This is a genomic window from Lysinibacillus louembei (assembly GCF_033880585.1).
Lineage (GTDB): Bacteria > Bacillota > Bacilli > Bacillales_A > Planococcaceae > Metasolibacillus > Metasolibacillus louembei.
In genome coordinates this window covers 2784833-2809383 of record NZ_CP137624.1, presented here as the reverse complement: position 1 = coordinate 2809383, position 24551 = coordinate 2784833, and the positions used below count along the sequence as shown (strand labels likewise).

Below are 24551 nucleotides of genomic sequence, written 5' to 3'. Positions count from 1 at the left end.
ACTAGATGCCCCCCTTTTCCACTTGCTGCTCTAGTTGCTGCAATTCATACATTTCGTAGTAACGTCCTCTTAATTCCATCAATTCCTCATGCGTGCCCTTCTCAACAACCGTCCCTTCATGCATAACGATAATGATATGTGCATGCTGAATCGCACTTAAGCGATGTGATGTAATAATCGTTGTCGCATTTTCACGTGAAGCTTTTAATGCCTGTAAAATCGCTTCCTCTGTTTTTGCATCGACCGCAGATAAGGAATCATCCAATATTAATAGCTCTGGCTCCATCATTAACGCACGCGCAATCGAAATACGCTGCTTTTGCCCTCCTGAGAGCGAGACACCACGCTCACCAACAATCGTTTCATAGCCTTCTGTAAAGCCTAAAATATCGTTATGAATGTATGCTAAGCTTGCCGCATGCTCCACCTGTTCCCTTGGTGCATCTGGATTTGTAAAAGCAATATTTTTATAAATCGTCGATGAGAACAGGAAATGATCCTGTGGTACATAGCCAATCGCCTCACGCAATGCAAGCATTGTATAATCATCGATGCGAATATCTCCATATTTGATATAGCCTTCATAGCCTTCAAATTCACGCAGCAATAGCTTTAAAATTGTCGTTTTGCCTGAACCCGTTTTCCCAACAATCCCAAGTGTTTGCCCTTGCTTTAAATCAAAGTGGACATTTGTTAAGGATGGTGTCGCATCATCTGGGAATGTAAACGAATCCACATGGAATGACAAATCCCCTTTTGGTCGCATATTGGAGGCTCCTGTTTTATCCATAATTTCAACAGGCTCATTCAATAGCTGCTCAATACGGTCATACGAAGCCGAACCGCGCTCCACGATGTTAAACAGCATACCAATTGCTAGCATCGGCCATACGAGCAAGCCTAAATACGTCGTAAATGCGATTAAATCACCAATCGTCATTGCACCCTCTGTAATAAACTTCGCACCGAATCCTAAGCTTAGGAAAAAGCTGACACCAATGACAAGGCTAATCGTCGGATCAAACAGCGAATCGATTTTCGCTACGCGCATATTTTTATCGACAACATCGTTCGATAACTGCGTAAAATCCTCGATATCATCCTGTTGCTGCCCGAATGTTTTAATGACCTTCATCCCTGAAATGCTTTCCTGCGTTTTATCATTCAAATCTGAAAATGCAGCTTGCGCATGACGGAACCGTTCATGTAGCAGCTTCCCATAATAGCTTGTTAAGAAAGCCATAATTGGCATTGGCACTAAGGCAATCAGCGTCAAGCGCCAATCAATCGTAATTGCCATCGCCAAAATGACAAATGTTCCTGTCGTAATGGAATCGAATAATGTTAAAACACCACCGCCTGCTGTTTGCTGTACAGCAGAAATATCATTCGTCGCATGTGCCATCAAATCCCCAACACGACGTTGCTGATAAAAGGATGGCGACATTTTTGTAAAATGGCGAAACAGCTTCTCACGCAATGTTTTCGCCAAATAGTTCGATGACCCAAAAATCATCTGACGCCAGTAATAGCGGAGAATATACATCAAAATAGCGACGACAACAATAATGCCTACCCATTTTGTTAAAGTGCCTACTGTCAGCGTCCCTTCACCGATTTCATCAATGGTATAACCAATGACCTTCGGTGGCACAAGCTGCAAAATTGCAACAAGTGTTAACGTTAAAAGACCAATTACATACTCTCGCCTGCGCTCTTTAAAAAACCAGCCGAGCTTTCGAAATACTTTCATCATTTCCCCACCTTTATATTTTGACTTGCCTATTTTAACAAATATTCGAATATTATTGAATAGTAATTCAATAATTTGTTTCGACTTTTGAAATATTTCAGTCAAAGGGCGGAGATAAGACTTAGGAACAGGGAGATGCGAGCGAATTTCAATTTTCGATGAGCGAATTCGGGCTTTCGTTGAGCGAAAATCGTACTTTGATGAGCGAATTTTACTATTCGTTGAGCGAAAATAAAAAAACGCTTGAAATCTAGGATTTCCCCAGATTCCAAGCCTCCTCTATATTAAGTTGTCACCTTAAACACCGTTTTAATTTTTTGAATCAATCCGCCTGTCGAGTATGTTAATACACTACGTTTATAGAAGGATATGCTCACTAAATAAAGCACGAATGTTGATGCAACCAAAATCGCTAAAGAAATTACTGGCTCAAGCACACCTAAATCTGTTGCACCAATGCGCATTGGCATTACCATTCCCGATGTGAATGGCACATACGATGCGATTGTCACAAGCAATGTATCAGGATTTCCTGTTGCTGTTACCATAATAAAGAATGCCACAATAACTAAAATCATTGCAGGCATCATCGCCTGTGAAGCTTCCTCTGGCTTTGATACGAGCGAGCCGAGCAGTGCTCCGATAATTAAAAACATGAAAATTGTCACGAGTAAAAATGCAGCGACATACAATAAATATTGACCGTGAAGCTCTCCTAACACTTCACTTACCATCGCCCATTTAGCACCGCCATCAGTTAGCTTTAATAGTACAAATGATGTGCCAAACATCACAGCGAATTGCGTTACAGCAACTAAAAATATGCTCATAACCTTCGCTTTAAAATGCGTTTCCGCTTTAACGCTTACTAGCAGCATTTCCAAAGCACGTGAGCCTTTTTCTGATGCAACATCAGAAGTGACAATGGATAAAAATGAAATAACGAATATATACACTAGGAAGCCAGCAATATAGGAAACAAGCATACCTGCTGATTTTTGTTCCTCTGACTTGCCATCTGTCGCCGCTTCATTTAATGTTTTCATTTCAATTTGCGGTGCAGCATTTAACAGCTGTGCAGACTGCTCAGGACTTAAATTTAATTGATCCATCGCATAAAATTGTCCAATTGTATTGGCAGTTGCTGATAATTGTTGCTGCATATTTAACGGCAACGGGTCAAGCGACACTAAATTGACTGCCAATGTTGTATCCGCTGCGGAAAAAATCAGCGCTGCCACGTACTCCTCTTTTTTCAAGGCCTCTTCTGCCTCTGTCGTAGAGGCTAGCTCTGTCCATACGATATCGCCATCCTCTAGCATGGCACTAACATCAAAGCTTGTCGTATTGACATAAATCATTTGATCAGGCTCACTAGAAAATAGTGCTTCCTTTATATCTGACCAGAAGAAAAACACAGAAATCCCTAAAATATACAAGACCGTCATAATAATAAATGATTTAGCCTTGACCTTTTGCTTATAATTTTCCTTCAATAAAATCATAAATTTAGACATGCGTGCCACCTACCTTGTCTTTGAAAATCTCGTCGAGTGACAAGTAATCTAAGCTAAATTTTTCAATATATGTACCGCTCGATACGACATCAAACACACCTTTCGCATATTGCTCATCCTCTAAAGTAAGCACATATTGCTCACGCTCTTCCTTCACCGATTTCACACCATCAAGCTTGGCTAGCTTATCCGCGGACAGCTCTGTGCGAATCGTTAGCTTCGTTTTACCATACTGCTTTTTCAAATCTAAGAGCGAGCCTGAAAACAGCGAAACACCGCGCTTTAATAAGCAAAGATGGTCACATAGCTCCTCGACATTATCCATTTGATGACTTGAAAATAAAATCGTCATACCTTGCTCTTTTAATAATAAAATCGCATTTTTTAATAAATCCTTATTCACTGGGTCTAGTCCACTAAATGGCTCATCTAAAATTAAAAACTTTGGCTTGTGAATAAAGCTAGCAATTAATTGTACCTTTTGCTGATTTCCCTTTGATAATGTTTCCGCCTTATCATTGCGCTTTTCCTCAAGCTCAAAGCGCTTAATCCAAAAATCAGCCTCTTTTTTAACAGCTGCTTTCGTCATGCCACGCAGCTGTCCAAAATAAATAAGCTGCTCCTCCACCTTCATTTGTGGGAAAATGCCGCGCTCCTCTGGCAAATAGCCAAGCAAGTCACGATTCACATCATTAATAGGCGTTCCTTCCCACGTAATAACGCCCTCTGTCGTCTCCTGCAAATCTAAAATCATGCGAAACGTTGTCGTTTTCCCTGCGCCATTTTGGCCAATTAATCCAAAAATCTCACCAGGTGAAATGGAAAAATTTAAGCTTTGAACGGCTGTAAAATCTTTATAACGCTTCGTTACATTTTGTAATACTAACAAATCCTCCAACTCCTCTCTTTAACCCCGATAATCAATATACGACTAGATTGTGAAAATGTTTCATCTTTTTTGAAAACTTTTCCCTTGCCACTGTCCTGTTGATATATAACTATCAGACAGCATTTCAGCATTATCAACAACCGTCTTTGGAAAGCCTCTCAATTTCAAAAGCTCTAACGCATTTTTTATATACGTATTGCCTTTATTTATAGCATAAGTGAAGCGAATCTGATTATTTTCAACGATTCCCTCGAAATAGTAGCCATCATACATTTCCCCACATATTTGATATAATTCGATATCATGTGAAGCGATAAATGTTAAATTATTTTTTTGCTTATGTAACCATGTTAAAATTGCAGCCGATGCAGAAATACGTTCAATAGTATTCGTACCCTTTAATATTTCATCAATAAATGTGAAACAAGGAACATCTTGTTCAATTACGTCCAGCATTCTTTTCAGCGAATGCATTTCGGCCATAAAATAGCTCTCCCCTTGTAGTAAGCTGTCATTAATTGCGAATGATGTAAAAATCGCAGCTCGCTTCATTTGAAAGGCATCTGCAAAAACAGTATTGAGCGTTTGTGCTAATATACAATTCAACGCCAAACTTTTCATAAAGGTCGATTTCCCAGAAGCATTCGAGCCTGTAATCAGCACACTACAATCTGTTGAAAAAGTATTTTTCACAGGCTGTGCAAGCAGTGGATGGTATAGCCCCTCACATGTAACCTTGAAATCATCTACAAACAGTGGCACGCTATGTCTATAATGCTCACGCATATGTAAAATCGAAAAGCTCACATCGATTTCAGCAATCAACTCCCAAACATACGCTGCAGCTTCTTGTTGTACATACAAATGCTTGGTAATTCGGCGATAAATGAAAAAATCGATGAGGAAAAATGTTCTAAAATAGTCCATTACTATTTCAAGCGGCGTCTCTTTATTTTTTGAAATCAAATAACGATATTTATATAACGGCTTGAGCTTTTTCAGATGTAGGCACAGTTCATCTGTCAGCTTAAATTTTGCCATCCTTTTGGCGCCATAAATAATCGAAATTGCATAGAGCAGAGAGAAAAATTCACTTTCATATTGGTCTTTTTTACTAGTATAAATAATGGCATTCAATACTACACAGCCGAAAAATAAGAAAATTGCGATTTGGCTACTATAAAAAGCGACAGCTAATGAGAAAAATGGTAACACTCCACATAGTGAATACAGCCATTGATGCGGGATTTGCTTGTCTTCAATTGAGTGCATATAAGCAGAGCTGTTCGTCCCATTTCTCTTTCCAATATCATACAAAATCAATTGTAATTGTTCTTGTAACACAGGCGATACAGACAATTTTTTCAGAAAAGCTTCTCGCTGTTGATGTGGCCCGCCTCCCAAATGAATTTCTCTTAATAAAGCATAAAGCTTTTCCGAGCCAGGGCTTGTATAGGTGAATTTGATTTGCTCATAGACCTCATCTAAATTTAAATCATGCCATGTGTAATCATCGACAATATGTGTTGTGCGCTGCTTATTGTGCCAATAGCTGCTAACTGATGACAAAGGCTCATGCCCTTGCTGGTGCTTCTGTGCCCAATTTTCTTTGATTCGCCTTCGTTTGGTACGATGAAATAGAAGATTGACTACCGTAGAAAGCAGTATGAAAGTGATGATGATAATTGCTATTTTTATGTTAAAAACCTCCTTCTCACTTGTACTTTTCCAGTATAATAGAATTCTATTATTATAGAACAAAATATACGAATCGGAATATTCGGAGGTGAAGACGATGGATTTTGGAGACACATTACAAAAAATACGGAAAAACCGGCAAATAACACAAAAGGAGCTTGCCTACGACATCGCTCAGCAAGGTACATACTCACGCATTGAACAAAGTAAGCTCACCCTTAGTGCACAGCTTCTTGTCCAACTTACGACAAAATTAAATATGACGGTCAATGAATTTTTATACGTTCATACCAATTACACAATAAATGCGCGTGAAAAATTAATTCGGGATTTTGCCCAAATGGACTTGACAACCTCTGCTGAAATCAAAAAAAATTTAATTCCCGTACAGCAATATTTGCGGCAGCATCACGATGAGGCTATTCAGCATATTGATTTGGCCTATCAAGCTCTGCTCATCTTAGTTGAACAGGACGATTTACTACAAGCGCGGCTTTTAGCAGAACAAATTTGGACAAAGATGCAAAAGCTTGACCATTGGTATCTCAATGATTTAGTTCTACTCAATGCAATTCTCTTTTTATTTCCGTTAGATTCTGCCATTGAAATTGTTAGCATCGCGACAAAACGCCTTGATTTGTACAAAGATTATGAGAAGGATATGACCTACTTATCTATTTATTTTCATCTCGATTTATGTATTTTATATGTAGAAAATAAAAAATATGCGACATGCCTCACATTGCTGGCACGTGTTTTCACGCAATTTAAACAAAAGCTCAGTTATCAAATGCTTAGCTATATTTATACTTACAAAGCGATTTGCCTGTTTCATTTAGGGCAACCGAATGAGGAAGTTATTCAGCAGCTAACAACCTTGCTCACATTGTATGAAGATGAGGACAATTTGACGGCACTGTTACATGAGATTTCCGTACAATGCTCATGAAAAAGTGTAAGGAATCTCTCCTTGCACGGCTTGCTTCGTTTGCGTGCGAATCTCTAGGTTTTATGTGCGAATGTGCTTGTTTCACGTGCGATTTTTGTTGTCTTACGTGCGAATCATGACTTTAGCACTAGCGCCATTGCCTGACAGATTGCTTCAAAATGGCGCTTGTAGCAAGCAACATCTTCCTTTGAATTAACAAAGCATACTTCAATGAGTATGGCTTGTGGCAAGGCGTTTAAAAAGGCTAAATCGTTCCGCCGTTTAGCACCACGATTACGCAAGCCGCTCGCCTTGCTTATGGCTGCACTTACCTTGGAAGCAAGCTGCTGCATTTCCGTTCTCGCGTAAAGCACCTCTGTTCCTAGCCCGCCGGCTGTCGCTTTTGCGACCGCATTAAAATGGATGCTAACATGTAAGCCCTTGTCCTTTTGGTGTGCATGAATTAAATAATTTAAATTTTGTCGCTGATTTTTGGACATATTATCGAAAATGACGCGCACTTCTACACCCGCTTGCTGCAATAAGCTTGCTACCCGCTTTACAACGCGCCTTGCCTCTGTTACTTCATCTATATAGCCTACTGCTCCTGTCCCAACATGCCAATGTCCTGCGCTGATATTCATTTGCATTCCCCCCTTATTTGTTTATATAGGGAACGCTATATAAAAAGGGACATATAGAGCAAATTTCCCTACATGTCCCACCACTTTAAATTAATGTTTCAATACAAATTTCAATCGCTGCATTTAAGTCAGCCTGTGACCAGCTTGGTACTTTGCCTTCCTCAATGGCTAGCTGGTGTGATGCAGGAATATGGATAAAGCCTGCTGGAATAGCTCCTTTTGTTTCATATAGCAATGTATACATTAATAAATTACATACATATGTACCCGCGGTGTTGGAAATGGTAGCTGGGTAACCTGCATCCTTCAAGCGGTTGACCATCTCACGAATTGGCAATGTAGAAAAATAGCCATCTGCCCCGTCCTCAGCAATCACTTCATCTGTCGGTGTATGACCTGAATTATCCTTTGCTCCATCCATTACATTAATGGCGATACGCTCTGGAGTAATTTTACTGCGTCCACCTGCAAGTCCAAGCGCAATAACCGCATCTGGCTTTTCCTCTATTAAGAGCTGACGAATGTGCTGCTGTGCAGCCCCAAATTCTACAGGTAACACCTTGCCAACAATTTGGTATTGACCGATTGCTTTACCGTCTAATGCTTTCACTACTTCCTCTGTCGGGTTTAATGTAAATTGTAAAAATGGCTCAAAGCCTGTCACTAATAATTTTTTCATTGCTAGTTCCCCCTCTGTTGTTTTAATAACCAATTATCCAAACCATTTAAAGCTTGACTAAATAGCTTTTTATTTTTTCGTAATACTTCATGCTCTTCCCAAAAAGCTAACAACGGACGCCATTTTTCTGTTTTCACAACAGATGTAGGAACAATTTCTCCTCGCATCATGTAATGAATCGCATGAATGGCTATCAGCCTTTCCACTTCACGTCCATTCAGCCATTCTAACAATCGCTCAGCACTTGGCTGTGATTGTGCTAACAGGATGTCCCAGCCATCGATTGGAAAAGCTACGGTATTTTGCATCCATTCAATGATAGATGGATGCTGAAAATGACGCAGTCTCTGCAAAGCGGTATAGCCATTTACTTTATCCTTTTCTATATCGTTAAGAATAAGTGATAGCCCTTCTTCGCTGGGCAAGCATTGTGCAGTCAAATAATCGCGCAGCCCACTTGCTATGTTGCTGTCCTTTTGCCAAAGCGCTCTCACCCACTGCACAGCCTCGCTAGCACAAACATTGACTAATATATCACTCCATGCTTTTTGGTTGGTGGTTGATTGCTCTTGCTCGATATTTTGACGTAGCACCTGATAAATTTGCTCTTTGTCAAACTGTAAAAAGGCCTGCTGTACCTCTGTCTCTTTTATACCGTGCATAGAAGCATATAAAAGCAAGCTATGTAAGCTCAATTTAGCTTGCTGTAAATCAGAGATGCTATATTGCTCAAGCCAATCCAGCCATATTTGTGAGCTAGTTAGCTGGAGGTTTAATCCTGTCGTATCACAAAACTGACGATGCTGCCCACAATCTATGCCTATGCAGCCTAAAGTGGTTATCGCATCGACATAGCTTTGGAAATTAGTCGCAAGGTAATCGTATTGATCCTCCTCATGGCTCCAGCACCAAATCGTTGCATCTTCAAGCTTTATCAGAACTGCATCCCCATTACGAGCTGAATGAAATTGCAAATATAGCTGCTCGTCTGGTACATACAAATTTGCCAAGCTCCATCCAAAATCGCCTGAAGGGATATCTGTTAGCTCAGATGGAATAATTACTTCATCAGGTAACGTCCAATACACATCTACTTGCTGTGAGCACTTTTGCAATACTTGACGAAACTCAGATGGGATTTGTATGCCAAGCTGTGCCTCTACTTGCTGTAGCTCTTGCTCTGTTGCGACAGGCTGTATATCAATTGGCTGTACAAAGGCTCCCTGTCGCTTTAAATTTTTGGCTAATTGCTGCCAGCGCTCTATCCACATCAGCATACACCTCTAAAATCCGTATTTTCTGAATAATTTATGTAGGAAGGTTTTCACAAAATAAAAAATAATAGCTGCACTCGCTCCAAATAACATGATGACTCCTAGCGGTCCACCTGTCGCAGCAAATGCAAGGAAATAATAAGGAATCATCAATAGTGCCCCAAACGCTGCATACGCTAATATTTCAAATGAAGGCCAGCTCCAAAAGCGGTCAAGTAACATGGAGATAGGAATCCCCCCTAAAAAATAGGCAGGTGCACTTAATAAGAAAAACATTTGAAACAGCTTGGGAAATGGGAATAACTCCTCTTCTGGTGTAAAGCCTGCGTAGGCGAACAATGCGCTAAGTAGCAATGTTGCAATAATCGCGATGACGCTTTTTCGAGCAATTTCTTTTAGCATACAAAACCTCATTTAATCGTTTTCATTTATTTTAGCATAAAATGAGGCTGCAATCATTGAAGATTTTACTTCGAGAAAAAAGCTGCTGGAAAAGCAGCTTTGCCTTTTCCAACAGCCTTGTTCATTACATTTTCTTTAATTTTTCATATTCTAACTGCAGTTTTTCAATACGCTTGCGACCTTCTTCACGGTTGCGAATCGTTTCTTCTTGAATTTGCTTCGTTTCCTCAATGCCTGCCATAATTGTTTGCCATGTCGTTTCAATCGTATCGATTGTAATGCTTGGGCTACCCGCTGTTCTTGCAATATTAACAGAGTTTTGGCGAATATTTTGAGCATTGCGTACAAGCATTTCATTTGTGCGTTTGTCTAGCTCAATCATCGAATCCGCAACCAGCTTTTGGCGCTGCATCGTTACCGCATGAACAAGCCCTTGTTTAAAAATAGGAATTGTTGTCACAAATGCCGAATTAATTTTCGCAATTAAATGGTTATTCCCTTGCTGCATTAGACGAATTTGTGGCGCTGATTGGAATGACACTTGCTGTGCCATTTCTAAATCGTAGCGACGCTGCTCCAATAATTCAATTGCTCGCTGCACTGTTTCATATTCTAAAATGGCCACTTGGTCACCTGCATTCGCCTGCGCCTCTAATGATGGTAGCTGACTATTTAGCTCCTCCACCTTCACTTCGACAGCTGCAATATGCTCGCTTAAACTATGGAAATAGTTTAAGTTTTCATCATACATTTGCTCAAGCTCCATCGTATTGCGCTTCATTTCTACTTCGTATTTTTGAATTTCGTTGTAAACAGCATCAACTTCCTTGTTCATCGTATCGTATTTGGATAACAGTTTCTCTAGCTGCTCCTTACTTTTCGAAAACAAGCGTTTAATGAGCCCACCTTTTTTCTTCTCCTCCTGCTCAAAGTCTTTCGGATCAAAGCGGTCCATAATCGTATTTAAATTGCGGAGCAGCTCACTTGAACGCTCTAGCTTACTCGTTTTAATTGTCGATAGCATACGATCAGAAAAAGTCGAAATGCCCTTCGCTGTGTCCTTGCCAAATTCCAATACTGCAATTTGATTATGCACATCGATTTTGTTGGCTAATGCACGCACTTGTGGCTCAGATTTTAAAGCAATTTGACGCTTGCGAATTTGTGAATATTCCTCATTCGAAACAAGCTGCTGTGGCTCAGCTTCTACGATTTCATTTGTTATTTTTTCACGCGTTTCTAAATCTTCAAATAATGGATTTTTATATTCAGACATATGCATCCCCCAATTCTTATAATACTACTATTGTACATTATTTTTTCCATACTACTATATACGAAAGATTATGTCGAAAGTTTCACTAATAATTTTCGACAAAATTTTCTGATTATTCTTCGCAATTCAGTTTTTGTATATTATCATTGTATAAACTCGTATCAGTACAAGAGAGGGGCGAAAAAGCAATGCGCAGACAACTATCTTTAAAAGGAAAAATATTAATCCCACTACTTATCACATTAATCGTTGCTTTTATCGCAATGATGCTATTTATTTCAACTATTAATAGCAGGGCATTAAAAAAAGATGCCATGCTACAAAGCGAAACAATGTTAGAAAGTACAACAGCTATTATTCATGCTTATTTTGAGCGCTATCGCGACGGTTTATCTCTTCTGATGAATAATGAGCAATTTGTTGCTGCGGCAACAAGCTCTGTAACGACAAATGAAATCGAAGTTGATACGATTTTTGAAGCGTTATTACCATTTACAGAAATTTATGAAGGTGTGTCAAATGTTTATATTAGCTTAAATAATGGTAGAACGATTGCCGCACCTGTCAATAATGTACCAGCAAATATCGACCCACGCGACCGTCCATGGTATGTGGATGCGGTTAAAGTCGGAGGAATTGTCATTGGCGAACCGTATGTGGATGCTATTTCTGGTGAAAAAGTTATTACGATTTCACAGCCACTTTATTCTCAAACGAATCAATTAGTTGGGGTTATTGGAGCTGACATTAGTTTAACCTACTTAATTGAAACGCTTAATACCATTAATCCAGGCTATGATGGGGAGGTTTTCCTCGTTAGTGCTATTGGTAATCCGATTGTTCATCATACAATTGAAGATGAAAATCTTTTTGAGCTCCCTGCTTATTCATTTTTAAAGTCGCTTGATGACACTGATTTCACAGTTAATCATCAGCAGCTTGATAATCAGCTAGTCGTTTATAAAAAAATTGAAGGTGTACAATGGGTTGTTGGTAGCGATTATGAAATGAAAAACATTAATGCGATTGCTAATTCTACAACGAAAATATTGCTTATCACGTTTTCTGTTGTGCTTATCATTATTACAATTTTAATGCTATTCATCGTCAGCCGCCTGATTCGTCCAATTACAGCGCTTGAAAAGGTGGCACAGCAATTAGCGACTGGTGATTTAACCGTACAATTGCAAGCAACGACAAATGATGAGGTTGGCAGCTTAGCGAAAGCATTTGGTGATATGGTAAGTAAAACGAGCAATACTATTCGTAATATCCAGCAATCGATTTATAAATTGAGCCTATCTTCCAATAGCTTAACAGCTTATTCAGAGGAAATGAATGCGACAAGTGATGAAATTGCCACAGCTACCATATCCATTTCGGATGATGCAGCGCTCGTTAATACAGAGGCAAATAAAGCAGCAGAGCTATCAGACTCCTTGCAGCAGCAAATGCAAAAAATCCATGATAATACAACAGTCCTTTCATCCACTGCCCAAACAGTTGATGAAGTTGGCTCACAGGCTATACAGCAAATTGATTATTTAGAAGAAACAAATCATTCAATGCAAGCTAAAATTCAACATATGCAAGCGATTATGACAAAGCTTGAACAGGATATGGCGAAAATTGAAAGCATTGCGACATTTATTACAACGATTTCAGGACAAACAAATTTATTGGCATTAAATGCTTCTATTGAAGCAGCGCGCGCTGGTGAGCATGGTAAAGGCTTTGCAGTCGTAGCAGATGAGGTACGCAAACTAGCGGAGCAATCGGCACAGGCAGCTGCGGATGTTCAGCTATCTATTCAGGAAATTTTAAATCAATCAAAAGTTGCGACAGCTGAAATGCAATCAACAAATGAACAGTTCGCTGTTCAAATAAACGCAGTTGAAGAAACGACATCTGCCTTCCAGCAAATGTCGCAGCATGTAACAAATATGCTTTCTGCTATTCATGCAATCAATGAAGAAGTGTCCTCTGCCACTTCCCTATCTTCAACAATACAGCATCAAATGCACGAAATTTTAAATGCAAGCGATCAAACACTTGCCGCAACAGAGCAAGTGACAAGCTCTACACTTGAGCAGACCGAAGCAACAAAAACAGTCGCAATGGCATCAGAGGAGCTGCTATTAATGAGTCAGGAAATGGAAAGACAAATCGATCAATTCAAAGTTGCTGACAATCCAGAAAGCTAGCCATACAAAAAAGTGCCTGATAGTTTCAGGCACTTTTCTTATATTTCTTTAAAATAATGGGCTTAAAATTGCCGCCGCTTCCGCTCTCGTTAAAGTAGCCTGTGGGTTAAATTGTTGCTGTTCATTACCTGTCATAATACCAGCTTGCTGTAGCGCATAGACAGCTTCTTTCGCCGCTGATGAAATCGTTGCATCATCTGTGTATGCTTGCGTTTGCTGTGTTAGGAATTCATAGCCTGTTTGTTGTAAGTAGCGGTACAGTATTTGTGCCGCTTGCTCACGTGTCATTGCATTGTTTGGCTTAAATTGTCGGCTCGTTGTCTCAATCAATTGATTGTCATAAGCCCATGCAACAGCCTCGCTAAAATAATGTGTTGCTTTCACATCTGTAAACGGTGCGCTTGTAGATGGTACAAGCTGCTGTGTGCGACTTAATGCTGTAATAAATTGTGCCTTCGTTAGCTGTTCATTTGGATTGAAGCGCTCTTTTGTAACACCTTTGAAAATGCCAACACTTGCAACATGCTCAATCGCTGTTTGTGCCCAGTGACCTTGAATATCAGTAAATGTCACTGCTTTTGGTGCACCAATTGTATATGCTGCAACTGTCCCACTTACTTCATGTGCCGCAAGTAAAGTTGGCAAGCCTGTTGGACTTTTTTCTGCTGCAATAAATGCAAGCCCTTCTGGTGAAACATCGCCTTTTATATCCTCGCTAAAATCACGCTCGTTGATGTATTGGACAAACGTTGGTGCGCTAGGATTTGTAATATCGTACATCATAATACCACCGATTCGCTCAAGTCCAACGAAAGCATAAAAACGGTCAGCGATTTGTCCGATTTTTACATCTTCAGGCTCAGGCCCTTTTTTACCACTGCGATTATCTAGCTTTGTATTATTATTTGAAACATTGAAGTATTCAGGCAAAGCTTGCGCTGTTAATTTCTCGAAGTCGCTACCGCTATCATACACTTGCTTCATTGTGTCTGCCTCATAAATGGAAAATGAGCGCGCACCGAAGCTGTACGTTTTGGATGCATCTAAGCCGTCATAATCCGATGGATCAAATAACACGACTTCATTGCCATCTAATTCTGTTTCAATTTCGTTTATATAGCCTTCCCAATCACGAGAGTCTCCCTCATTTGCTGTCACTAAATATGTTTTGCCATTTACTTCATAGCTGGCAATTCCATCTGGCATATAAAGTCCAAATAAATTTTCTGGCTGAATTGCGATTTTCTTATCTTTTCTAAAATCTAATGCATTTTTTTCTAAGCTATGATCCTTTAAGCCTAATGATTTAACATCAATCCATTGATTTGTTGTTAAATCCAGTGTAGCGATTGCATTTGCTTCCTGTAATGTTACATATGCTTTGTCACTAGCTGCATTCACCGCTATATATTCTGGCTCAAAATCAACTGAAGGAGCTGTATTTTTCTTGACAATTACCCCTTGTGCCACTAATTTCTCACGTTGTGCATCTAACGCTTCAAATGTTACATTTTGTGCTGTCGCATTTGTTATACCATTTGCTAAATCAATAACCGTCACGCTACCCTCAGGATCGACCGCCTTGTCATAGCCTTCACGTGGCTCACCCTCGTTTGCTACAAGTGCCTTTTTACCATCAGGTGTAAATGTAATCATATCTGGCTGTTTACCTGCTTCTACAACATGCTGTATCACACCATCATAATTTAAAAATACTGCTAAGCCGTTATCATTTGTACCGGCAGCTTGCACTGCTGCTACAATCGTCTTTAGCTCTGTGTTGATACTAATACTTGTCACATCGCCATATGTAAATGTTGGTTTAATTTTTTTAAGCCCTTCTTCAAGATTGATGCTTTTTTCTGCTTTTAAAGTTGTAAACGATGCGGTATTTGGTAATGCGACCACTTCAATTTGCTTCGTTGTTCCATTAATCACATAGTATTTTTGATTATCGGCATTGTAAGCAACAATTTCTGTTGTACCACCATCCTCATTTTGTACGCCTGAATCATAGCGAGATGTAGCTTGCATATGTAGCATTGTTTCAGCCTTTGCTCCTAGCGGTGCTCCCAAACTAGATAATGCAATTGTAATCCCTGCTGTTAATGCTGTTAAACTTTTAAATTTCATGTTAAACCTCCAAATAAATTAATATTTGTATCGTACATGATAATTGTAAAGCGAGTGTTAAAACTATATGAAGAAATAGACAGGATTTCATAATATACTATAATTGGAGGTGATTTTATTTGAGGCTTCAACAACTTGAAGCAATTATTAGAAGAATTGATGCGTTCCATCCAGATTATTTGTACTTTAAAGAGCAGCTTGCTATGGCAAATGTCGGAGTTTCCGGTGAGGATGAGGTGCAATTCTTTTTACAGGAGCTTGCTACACCACATCGTGTCATTCGCAATTTCTCCTTTTTTAATGCACAGCAGCAGCGTCACGAAATTGATTTTATCGTAATTTTTCCGTCATTGATTGTGTGCCTTGAGGTGAAAAATATAGCAGGCACGCTGCATTTTGATGCGGAGTCCTCGCAGTTGCTTCGAACCCGTGCTGATGGCGTTACTGAGCGTTTTGCTAACCCTATTGAACAACTCAACCGGCATTTACGTGCGCTTTCTTCTTTCTTTCCCTATATCCCACTTCACGGTGCTGTTGTCATCGCAAATCGCCGTGCCATCATTGCGAGCAAGCCTCCCGATTCCCCTATTTTTCATGCGGATTATGTGCTGAGCTTTATCGAGAAAAAACTTATACAGCATTGTAAGCCGATACTTGATTTAGATAAGGTTTATGCACAGCTGTTGTCTTTACATTCTCCTAAAAAAGAGGCATTTACTTTTACATTAGAGCAATTGAAATGCGGTGTGTTTTGTGAGAAATGTGCCGCGAAAATGCGCTTTGCTCATGGTAAATTTCTTTGCCCACATTGCCGTTTTCAAAACAAATATGCCCATTTCCAAGCATTGCATGATTTTCGATTATTAGTTGATACGAAAATAACGAATCAGCAGTTTTGTGTGTTGTGTGATTTACCTTCACGTTATGCAGCAAAGCGATTATTGAGGCTTTTACCTATCGTAAAACGCGGAAAATACACCTACTATGAAATTCCAGAACTGATTCGCCCGCAAGGTAGGTGAATTCGCCCGTAAGCCTCTTATATTCGCCCATGAAACATAAAAAATCGCCCGTAAGATGCCTATATTCGCCCGCAAGAATAATAATGAAAGGGGCTTCTGCCATGTAGCGAACCCCTTTCTTTAATATTATGCTAATAATGCTTTCGCTTTTGCCAGTTGTGTGCGTACTTGTTCGAAGCCTGTGCCACCTAGTGAGTTGCGGCGGCGTACAGCGGCTTCGGGTGCGAGCACGTCATAAATATCAGCTTCGATTAATGTGCTTTCTGCTTGCATATCTGCTAATGGCAAGTCCAGCAAATAAATACTACGTTGAATACATGTGAAAACAAGCTTGCCTGTGACCTCATGTGCTTCGCGGAATGGCATGCCCTTGGCAGCTAAGTAATCAGCTAGCTCCGTTGCATTGGAGAAGTCGCTATGCACGGCACTATGTAAGCGCTCTGTATTGACAGTCATTGTGGCAACCATGCCTTCGAAAATTTTCAATGCACCTAGAACCGTGTGCACTGTGTCAAACATGCCTTCCTTATCTTCTTGCATATCTTTGTTGTATGTTAACGGCGTGCCTTTTAATACCGTTAATAGTCCCATTAAATTGCCGTAGACACGACCTGATTTTCCGCGAATCAGCTCCGCCATATCAGGATTTTTCTTTTGCGGCATAATGGATGAGCCTGTTGAAAAGGCGTCATCTAGCTCGATAAATTTAAATTCATCCGTTGACCATAAAATGATTTCTTCTGCAAAACGTGATAAATGCGCCATCAATAAAGATGAATTTGATAAAAACTCCACGATGAAATCACGGTCGCTTACCGCATCCATTGAGTTGGCATAAACATCCGCAAAGCCTAGTAGCTCCGCTGACTTTAAACGGTCAATTGGGAATGTTGTACCAGCCATCGCACCTGCACCAAGCGGTGAAATATCAATGCGTTTTAAAGATTCTGTGTAGCGCTGCTTGTCACGCTCTAGCATCCAGAAATATGCCATTAAATGGTGGGCAAAGGAAATTGGTTGTGCACGTTGTAAATGTGTATAGCCTGGCGCAATTGTTTCAACATGCTGCTCCGCCTGCTGTAGTAGCGTTTTTTGGAAGTTTTCGATTAAGCTGATGACCTCTGCTACGCGCTTTTTCAAAAATAAATGCATATCTGTTGCTACTTGGTCATTACGTGAGCGACCAGTATGTAACTTGCCACCAACAGGGCCGATTAAGTCAATTAGCATTTTTTCCAAGTTTAAATGAATGTCTTCATTTGCTACTGAAAATGCGAGCTCCCCTGCCTCTGCTTTTACTTGTAGCTGCTGTAAGCCATCTAGAATTTGCTCAACATCTGCTTTTGGTAAAATACCTTGGATGCCTAGCATCGTGACATGTGCTTTACTGCCTTCCAGATCTTCCATTACTAATTGCTGATCAAAGCCGATGGATGCACCGAATTCATCTACCCATGCTTCCGCAGACTTCTGAAAGCGCCCGCCCCATAATTTTGTCATTACCTTCACACCTCGATTAAAAGTAGAAGCAAGAAGCGCTAGTGCCTCTTGCTCACAATTACTTATTTTTTATTGACACCTGCTGCTACAACAGTAGGTAAGCCCCATAGTTCAATAAAGCCAACTGCTGAGTTATGGTTGAACATATCTTCTTTAGAGTATGTTGCAAGCTTCTCGTTGTATAAAGAGTTTGGCGATTTACGTCCCTCAACAATTGCATGCCCTTTAAATAATTTCACGCGCACTGTACCGTTGACATATTGCTGTGTTTCTTTTAAAAATGCTTCTAATGCTGGACGCAATGGTGAGAACCATAGTCCCTCATAAATAATTTCTGATAATTTTTTCTCGATTACTGGCTTAAAGTGTGCCATTTCTTTTACGAGCGTTAAGTCCTCTAGCTCCTTATGTGCTGTTAATAGCACTTTTGCACCTGGGATTTCGTATACCTCACGTGATTTAATGCCGACTAAGCGGTTTTCTACGTGGTCGATACGCCCAACGCCGTGCTCACCAGCAACCGCATTTAATTTTTGAATTAAATCGGCTAGCTTCATTTCTTCACCATTTAAGGCAACAGGCTTACCAGCAACGAATTCGATTTCTACTACTTCAGCAGTATCTGGTGTGTTTTCGATGGCCTTCGTTAAGCCATATGCTTCTTCTGGTGGTGCTACCCAAGGATCTTCCATCACACCTGCTTCGTTGGCACGTCCCCATAAGTTTTGGTCAATTGAGAATGGTGAATCAAGTGTCGCAGGAATCGGCACATTATGCTTCATTGCATATTCAATTTCCTCATCGCGGCTCCAGCCCCACTCACGCACAGGTGCTAACACTTCTAAGTCAGGATTCAATGCTTTAATTGACACTTCGAAGCGCACTTGGTCATTACCTTTACCTGTACAGCCATGTGCTACCGCATCCGCATTTGTTTGGTTGGCAATTTCTACAAGCTTTTTCGAAATTAATGGACGTGATAACGCAGATACTAAAGGATATTTTTGCTCATACCATGTATGTGCCTGTAATGAAATTAATGCATATTCTTCAGCAAATTCGTCTTTTGCATCAACCATATAAGATTCAACCGCACCGACCTGCAATGCTTTGTTTTTAATAAACTCTAAATCTTTGCCTTCACCTACATCAAGACAAACTGCGATAACATCCCAGCCCTGCTCCTTTAGCCAAGGAATTGCTACTGATGTGTCTAATCCACCTGAATATGCTAATACTACCTTTTTATTTGCCATAATCTAATATGCCTCCGATAATCATTACGTATTTTTATACATAGAAATTAATAGTTTATACATGCATATTACCACGCAATAAATATAAATACAAGTGCATTTTTATAAATTTATTTTTTATTGAAAAAATTACTGCCAAGCTTTTCTACAAGCGTTGGAGCTATCGCATATAGCTTGCTTGACAAGCCCATTACCCAAGGTAAATTGACAGAGCGCACAGGATGCTCGATTGTTTTAATAACCGCATTTGCAACTTTTTCTGGTGTTAATAAAAAGTGGGCAATCGCCTGACGATATGCGCCTGCTGCATCCGCTTTTTGCAGAAATGGCGTATCAATCGGCCCTGGGAAAATGCCTGTTACTTTCAATGGTGCAGCCTCATGACGGAAGCCATCGATAAAGCCTGTGAGCGCATGCTTTGTCGATGCATAAACACTCGCTTTTTTCGTTGCTACCTTTCCTGCCTGTGAGCTAATAAAAATAAAATGCCCCTCTTTTTGCATATTGGCAAATAGCCTTTTTGCTAGGAAGATTGGCGCTTTCACATTGACATCAATCATTGTATCAATTTGCTCATCTGTTAAATGAAAGGCATTTTCAAAAATGCCAACACCTGCATTAATAATCGCCACATCGAGCTTCGGTAATTGCTGTAGTAATGCATCGATTTGCTCCATTTCACGCAAATCTGCCTGTATCGGATGCGCCCCTAATTTTTCTAATGTCGTTAATGACACTTCATTGCGACCCGTTGCATAAACTTCGTAGCCTTTTGCTAAACAAAGCTTGGTCATATGTAAGCCGAGGCCGCTCGTTGCACCAGTAATTAAAATCTTTTTTTTATGCATTTTTTTGTACTTCCCTTCAATAATAGTAAAAAAACTACATGCTGTTACGCATATAGTTATTTAAGGCCAAGCAATTTTAGCATCGATTCCTTTGAATGAATGAAATCGGAAATATGATATTGATCTAAAACCGCTAAATATGCCTTCAACGCTTCATTCAAAGCATTTTTTAATTGGCATTCAGCTGAAATTTTACATAAATTGCTTTCTGAGCTAAAGCATTCGACAAGATGAAAGTCTTCTTCTGTTTTTCGAATAACTGCGCCAATATTAATTTCTTCAGGCGCCATTGCAAGACGAATTCCTCCACCTCTACCTCGAATCGTTTCGATAAAGCCGTGCTGCCCAAGGTCGTATGTGACTTTCATTAAATGATTTTTTGATATTTGATACGCATCTGCAATTTCTTGTATTGTGGCTAAATGCTGTTGTCCTCGTACACCTAAATAAATTAGCACACGCAACGAGTAATCTGTATAGACGGTTAAGCGCACTTTTTCACCAACTTTCTTCTCTCGTTAGTATATCAAATCGGACTATTATTTGCTTATGAAATCATTCACAGCTAAAAGATGTATTTTTGATACTACATTTGTGTCCATTTTGTTAAAGATGTATTTTTGATATTGCTTTAAATTCACTTTAGGCTTATAGTTGGCTTATCAAAGGAAAAGGACGTGACTTAAATGTTACAACAACAAACAATTGATACAATTAAAGCGACTGTACCTGCACTTCAGGAGTACGGTGTGACAATTACAAAGACGTTCTATAAAAATATGTTCAGTGCACATCCAGAATTATTAAACATTTTTAACCATTCCAATCAAGAGCAAGGCCGACAACAAACAGCATTAGCAAATACAGTATTAGCAGCTGCTATGCATATCGATAACTTACAAGCAATCGTGCCAACAGTTATTCAAATTGCACATAAGCACCGCAGCTTAGGAGTATTACCAGAGCACTACCCAATCGTAGGTGAAAATTTATTGAAAGCGATTAAAGAAGTGTTAGGCGATGCAGCGACAGACGAAATTATTGATGCATGGGCACAAGCTTACGGTGTCATCGCAGATATTTTCATTCAAGTGGAAGAGGATTTATATAAAGAGGCAGAGCAAAACGAAGGCTGGCGCTTATTCAAGCCATTCAAAATCGTACGCACAGAAAAAGAAAGCGAGTTAGTAACTTCTTTCTATTTAGCACCCGTAGATGGTCAACCTTTACCAGCTTACAAAGCAGGACAATACGTTACAGTGCGTATGCAAATACCTGGCGAAAAATATTTAATGAACCGCCAATACACTGTTTCTGAAGCAAATAACCAAAATGAATATCGTATTTCAGTGAAGCACGAAAACGATCCAAAAGGTATCGTATCGAACTATTTACACACAGGCTATGAGCAAGGCACACACATTGATGTCAGCGCACCAGCTGGTGTCTTCACATTAGATAACAGCGGTGCACCTGTCTTATTCGTAAGTGGTGGTATCGGTGTAACACCATTAAACAGCATGCTACAAACAATTGAAGAGCGTGATGTCACATTCCTACAATGTGCACGCAACAAAGACGTTGCTGCATTTACAGAAACAATTGCTGCAAAGGTGGATGAAATCGGCGGCACTTACAAAGCAATGTACTCTGATGAGGAAGGCTTCGTGACAAAGGAACAGCTTGAAGGCTTATTAAAAAATGATAGCAAGGTATACTTATGTGGACCTGCACCATTTATGCAGCACGTAATTAATTTGTTACGCGACTTAAATATCCCAGAGGAAAACGTTAACTACGAATTCTTTGGCCCTGCGATGGCAGTTTAACCTACTTAAAAAGCACAGCATACGCGCTGTGCTTTTTTCTATTGATTCCAGATTTTTTCAAGCTTGCTTGAAAAGCCCCTTTTGAGGAAGGGGCCTTTTACTGAACCAAGATGATATCCTTTAAAAAAATATTTTCACCACGTGTTTCACCGTTTTGCTGCCACTCCACATGAATATGTGCGTCGCCAAACCGTTGTTGTAAATCACTCTCACTTAATCCTTTAGCATAAAGAACAATCTCTGTGTGGTATTCAACGATATCCGCTGTTAAATTATCAAAAGCGCTACCTGACCCTGTCCAGTAGTGCTCCTGCAAGACATTTTTCCAATCTTGAAACATCGTAATTTCTCGCTCGACATTTTTGCTATTTTTCATCGTAAAGTTGAATGTCAGCATTTTGAAGTCATCCTTTGTTGCATCACCTGCTCCTCCGACTGTATCAAATTGTGCGTCCGTCAAATCGCTAATAACAATTTCTGCAGCTAGCTCAGGCTCTTTTTTTGTACAAGCAACGAGCAAGAGACAAACGCTAAATAACAAGAATAATTTTTTCAATAGTAGCTCTCCTCTATGCAGGGATATAAATTTCTACCCCATTTTGCATTTCGCTACGGGCATAGCCTTCTTCAACTAAATAATCAAGCTGCCCTAATGTTTCTGATAATGTTAGCCCTGGTTGTTTAGCATACGTTTTACCGAACAATGCTTTCGTTAAATCATAGACATTACGATGCTCCTCCATCAGCTGTAAAACATACATCGCACGCTCATGCTGCTTTGTTAGACGCGCTGTAACAAGCGGCTTAATGTCTGTCACTGCCTCACCGTGCCCTGTATATAGTGTCGAAATGTCCATTTGCTGCAACTTTTTTAATGAGGCATTGTATTGCAGCAACGATTTTGGGCGCTCACCTTGCAGGTCAACAGGTGGCTCAACTAGCGGGTTGCTCGAAACTTTTTCGAGTAGCAGGTCACCACCGATTGCCTGCCCTGTATGTTGTTCCACAAACATTAAATGGCTTTGTGCATGCCCTAATGTTTCATGTGCAATTAAGCCTGGATGCCCTGGCACTTCATCGCCATCTTGGATAAATTGCGTCAAAGGACGCGTACCGAATAGTTCAAGCTCCTCACGTGCGTCTAAAATGCGCGCAATATCCTCTTGGGGGACATTTTCTTGCTCTAGCTGTTGGCGGTAAAAACACTCACGATATTGTAAAAACTCCGTCGTTTGGCGCATCCAATAATCTACATAGCGATGCCCTAGTATTTCTGCCTTCGGAAATGCATCAACCCAGCCAGCATGGTCTGGATGATGATGTGTCAGAACGACTTGCTCAATATCCTGCAGCTCATAGCCTGCTTCTTGAATACCCTGCTTTAACGCTTCATACGCTTGTGCTGTTTTTGGTCCAGCGTCAAATAATGTCAGTGCGTCACCTTTCACTAAAAAGGCGTTGACATCGCCAATTGCATAGGGTGTTGGTAGTACAATTTTATGTATATGCATAAAGAATCCTCCCTAAAATGAACAATCATTCATTTTATTTTACAACTTTTCACACAATTCGTCACGCTAAAAGGTTGACATTCCTTGTAGAGCTTCATATAATTTGAGTATTCTAAATATTAGGGCATCGACAAAGCCAAGTAAATAAATAAATGGTGTTTAGAGAGTGCTGCATTTGGTGCAAGCAGCATACCCGCTTTATTTATTGAACCTACTTTCGAGCTCGTTATGCAAAACATAACCGTCCCCTTTGCGTTAAAAAGGCGAAGTGGCACATTTTTGTATGTGAACTAAGGTGGTACCGCGGAAACAAAGTGTTTTCGTCCTTATATTTTTAAGGACGAGAGCGCTTTTTTATTTTGAAAAGGAGGAGATTTCGATGAAAAAAATCGCATTTATCGGCGCTGGTGCTATGGCAGAAGCTATTATTCGAGGCTGGATTGATCAAGATTGCGTAGCAAAGGAACAAATTTATATTACAAATAAATGTGAGCAGGAGCGTTTAGAGGAGCTGCAAGAAAAATATGGTGTGCAAATTTTACCGAATAAAGAGATGCTACGTGAGGTAGATTGTATTGTTCTTGCCACAAAACCAAAGGATGCAAAAGAAGCAATGTTAGCTATTGCGCCATTTTTAAGCTCACAAACAGCGGTCTTTTCTGTATTAGCTGGCATTCCGATTGCAGCAATTAATGACATTTTAGGCGACCGCCCTATTGCGCGCACGATGCCAAATACCTCTGCGACAATCGGTATGTCCGCAAGTGGTGTTACCTTTAATGCTTTAGTCGACGAAGCATTACGTGCGCATTTTTTAACAATGCTAAAGGCAATTGGCACCGTCGTTGAGGTAGAGGAAGAACAGCTGCATGCAGTAACAGCCTTTTCAGGTAGCGGACCTGCCTATATTTATTATTTACTTGAAGCATTTGAGCAAGTAGCAGAGGAAGTTGGCTTAGCGCAAGACGTTGTGCGTTCGTTAATGGTGCAAACACTTGCAGGAGCTGCTGCAATGGTGCAAACTGGTAATGAGGAGCCAGCAGAGCTTCGTCGTAAAGTAACAAGCCCTGGCGGTACAACGGAGGCGGGCTTACGTGCACTACAACAGCACGAGCTACCAGCAACGATTGCTGCTTGTGTAAAAAGTGCTGCAGCACGCTCACGAGAGCTAGCTAAGGGCGTTTAGGA

The 24551-nt window shown here is 40.2% G+C and carries 21 protein-coding genes and 1 other annotated feature; of the genes, 5 read left to right on the top strand and 16 right to left on the bottom strand.

Features of this window, described 5'->3' with window-relative positions:
• Window position 1: 1 nt before the first annotated feature.
• From R6U77_RS13960 to R6U77_RS13945, 4 genes are all read right to left on the bottom strand, one after another.
• Window positions 2-1753, bottom strand: a complete 1752-nt coding sequence (locus R6U77_RS13960; RefSeq protein ID WP_319836092.1) for an ABC transporter ATP-binding protein — start codon at window positions 1751-1753, stop codon at window positions 2-4.
• Between the two features lie 284 nt (window positions 1754-2037).
• Window positions 2038-3270, bottom strand: a complete 1233-nt coding sequence (locus tag R6U77_RS13955; RefSeq protein ID WP_319836091.1) for an ABC transporter permease — start codon at window positions 3268-3270, stop codon at window positions 2038-2040.
• Window positions 3263-4159, bottom strand: a complete 897-nt coding sequence (locus R6U77_RS13950) for an ABC transporter ATP-binding protein (protein WP_319836090.1) — start codon at window positions 4157-4159, stop codon at window positions 3263-3265. The genes R6U77_RS13955 and R6U77_RS13950 overlap by 8 nt, the downstream gene beginning before the upstream one ends.
• A 60-nt stretch (window positions 4160-4219) precedes the next feature.
• Window positions 4220-5728, bottom strand: a complete 1509-nt coding sequence (locus R6U77_RS13945; RefSeq protein WP_319836089.1) for a MutS-related protein — start codon at window positions 5726-5728, stop codon at window positions 4220-4222.
• A 226-nt stretch (window positions 5729-5954) separates the two neighbouring features.
• Here R6U77_RS13945 and R6U77_RS13940 point away from each other — a divergent pair, with 226 nt between their 5' ends.
• Entirely contained in the window at window positions 5955-6806 is an 852-nt protein-coding gene (locus tag R6U77_RS13940) for a helix-turn-helix domain-containing protein (RefSeq protein ID WP_319836088.1), read from the top strand.
• A 113-nt stretch (window positions 6807-6919) separates the two neighbouring features.
• Here R6U77_RS13940 and R6U77_RS13935 read toward each other — a convergent pair whose 3' ends face one another.
• The 5 genes from R6U77_RS13935 to R6U77_RS13915 all read right to left on the bottom strand — a co-directional run bounded on the left by R6U77_RS13935 (window position 6920) and on the right by R6U77_RS13915 (window position 11060).
• Window positions 6920-7429, bottom strand: a complete 510-nt coding sequence (locus tag R6U77_RS13935) for an N-acetylmuramoyl-L-alanine amidase (RefSeq protein WP_319836087.1) — start codon at window positions 7427-7429, stop codon at window positions 6920-6922.
• Between the two features lie 85 nt (window positions 7430-7514).
• Window positions 7515-8108, bottom strand: a complete 594-nt coding sequence (gene pcp, locus R6U77_RS13930) for a pyroglutamyl-peptidase I (RefSeq protein WP_319836086.1) — start codon at window positions 8106-8108, stop codon at window positions 7515-7517.
• 2 nt (window positions 8109-8110) lie between these two features.
• Complete coding sequence (locus R6U77_RS13925; RefSeq protein WP_319836085.1) at window positions 8111-9379, bottom strand: SMI1/KNR4 family protein; 1269 nt, start codon at window positions 9377-9379, stop codon at window positions 8111-8113.
• Between the two features lie 12 nt (window positions 9380-9391).
• Window positions 9392-9784: a hypothetical protein gene (locus tag R6U77_RS13920; protein WP_293920471.1), complete on the bottom strand. Its 393-nt coding sequence runs from the start codon at window positions 9782-9784 to the stop codon at window positions 9392-9394.
• Window positions 9785-9908: 124 nt separating this feature from the next.
• On the bottom strand, window positions 9909-11060 hold the full coding sequence (locus R6U77_RS13915) for a toxic anion resistance protein (RefSeq protein WP_293920474.1): 1152 nt from the start codon (window positions 11058-11060) through the stop codon (window positions 9909-9911).
• A gap of 188 nt (window positions 11061-11248) precedes the next feature.
• Here R6U77_RS13915 and R6U77_RS13910 point away from each other — a divergent pair, with 188 nt between their 5' ends.
• Window positions 11249-13264, top strand: a complete 2016-nt coding sequence (locus R6U77_RS13910) for a methyl-accepting chemotaxis protein (RefSeq protein ID WP_319836084.1) — start codon at window positions 11249-11251, stop codon at window positions 13262-13264.
• Window positions 13265-13312: 48 nt separating this feature from the next.
• On the opposite strand, the gene R6U77_RS13905 is transcribed toward R6U77_RS13910, so the two are convergent.
• Entirely contained in the window at window positions 13313-15397 is a 2085-nt protein-coding gene (locus tag R6U77_RS13905; RefSeq protein WP_319836083.1) for a choice-of-anchor I family protein, read from the bottom strand.
• Window positions 15398-15516: 119 nt separating this feature from the next.
• Between R6U77_RS13905 and R6U77_RS13900 the strand changes: the two genes are divergently transcribed.
• Window positions 15517-16419: a nuclease-related domain-containing protein gene (locus R6U77_RS13900; RefSeq protein WP_319836082.1), complete on the top strand. Its 903-nt coding sequence runs from the start codon at window positions 15517-15519 to the stop codon at window positions 16417-16419.
• Window positions 16420-16545: 126 nt separating this feature from the next.
• Here R6U77_RS13900 and argH read toward each other — a convergent pair whose 3' ends face one another.
• The 4 genes from argH to R6U77_RS13880 all read right to left on the bottom strand — a co-directional run bounded on the left by argH (window position 16546) and on the right by R6U77_RS13880 (window position 20517).
• Complete coding sequence (gene argH, locus R6U77_RS13895; RefSeq protein ID WP_319836081.1) at window positions 16546-17919, bottom strand: argininosuccinate lyase; 1374 nt, start codon at window positions 17917-17919, stop codon at window positions 16546-16548.
• A gap of 62 nt (window positions 17920-17981) precedes the next feature.
• On the bottom strand, window positions 17982-19175 hold the full coding sequence (locus R6U77_RS13890; protein ID WP_293920487.1) for an argininosuccinate synthase: 1194 nt from the start codon (window positions 19173-19175) through the stop codon (window positions 17982-17984).
• A gap of 110 nt (window positions 19176-19285) precedes the next feature.
• Window positions 19286-20023 carry an SDR family NAD(P)-dependent oxidoreductase gene (locus R6U77_RS13885; RefSeq protein WP_319836080.1) on the bottom strand — a complete coding sequence of 246 codons (738 nt, stop codon included), beginning with the start codon at window positions 20021-20023 and terminating at the stop codon, window positions 19286-19288.
• A gap of 56 nt (window positions 20024-20079) precedes the next feature.
• Window positions 20080-20517, bottom strand: coding sequence for an RrF2 family transcriptional regulator (locus R6U77_RS13880; RefSeq protein ID WP_319836079.1), 438 nt, complete (start codon window positions 20515-20517; stop codon window positions 20080-20082).
• 192 nt (window positions 20518-20709) lie between these two features.
• Here R6U77_RS13880 and hmpA point away from each other — a divergent pair, with 192 nt between their 5' ends.
• Entirely contained in the window at window positions 20710-21852 is a 1143-nt protein-coding gene (hmpA, locus tag R6U77_RS13875) for an NO-inducible flavohemoprotein (protein ID WP_319836078.1), read from the top strand.
• A 97-nt stretch (window positions 21853-21949) separates the two neighbouring features.
• On the opposite strand, the gene R6U77_RS13870 is transcribed toward hmpA, so the two are convergent.
• Both R6U77_RS13870 and R6U77_RS13865 read right to left on the bottom strand, forming a co-directional pair.
• Entirely contained in the window at window positions 21950-22408 is a 459-nt protein-coding gene (locus R6U77_RS13870) for a hypothetical protein (RefSeq protein WP_319836077.1), read from the bottom strand.
• 13 nt (window positions 22409-22421) lie between these two features.
• Window positions 22422-23363, bottom strand: coding sequence for an MBL fold metallo-hydrolase (locus tag R6U77_RS13865; RefSeq protein WP_319836076.1), 942 nt, complete (start codon window positions 23361-23363; stop codon window positions 22422-22424).
• A 118-nt stretch (window positions 23364-23481) separates the two neighbouring features.
• Window positions 23482-23694 (top strand) — a binding site (T-box leader).
• A gap of 48 nt (window positions 23695-23742) precedes the next feature.
• On the opposite strand from R6U77_RS13865, the gene proC reads away from it, so the two are divergent.
• Window positions 23743-24549, top strand: coding sequence for a pyrroline-5-carboxylate reductase (gene proC, locus R6U77_RS13860; protein ID WP_319836075.1), 807 nt, complete (start codon window positions 23743-23745; stop codon window positions 24547-24549).
• Window positions 24550-24551 lie beyond the last annotated feature (2 nt).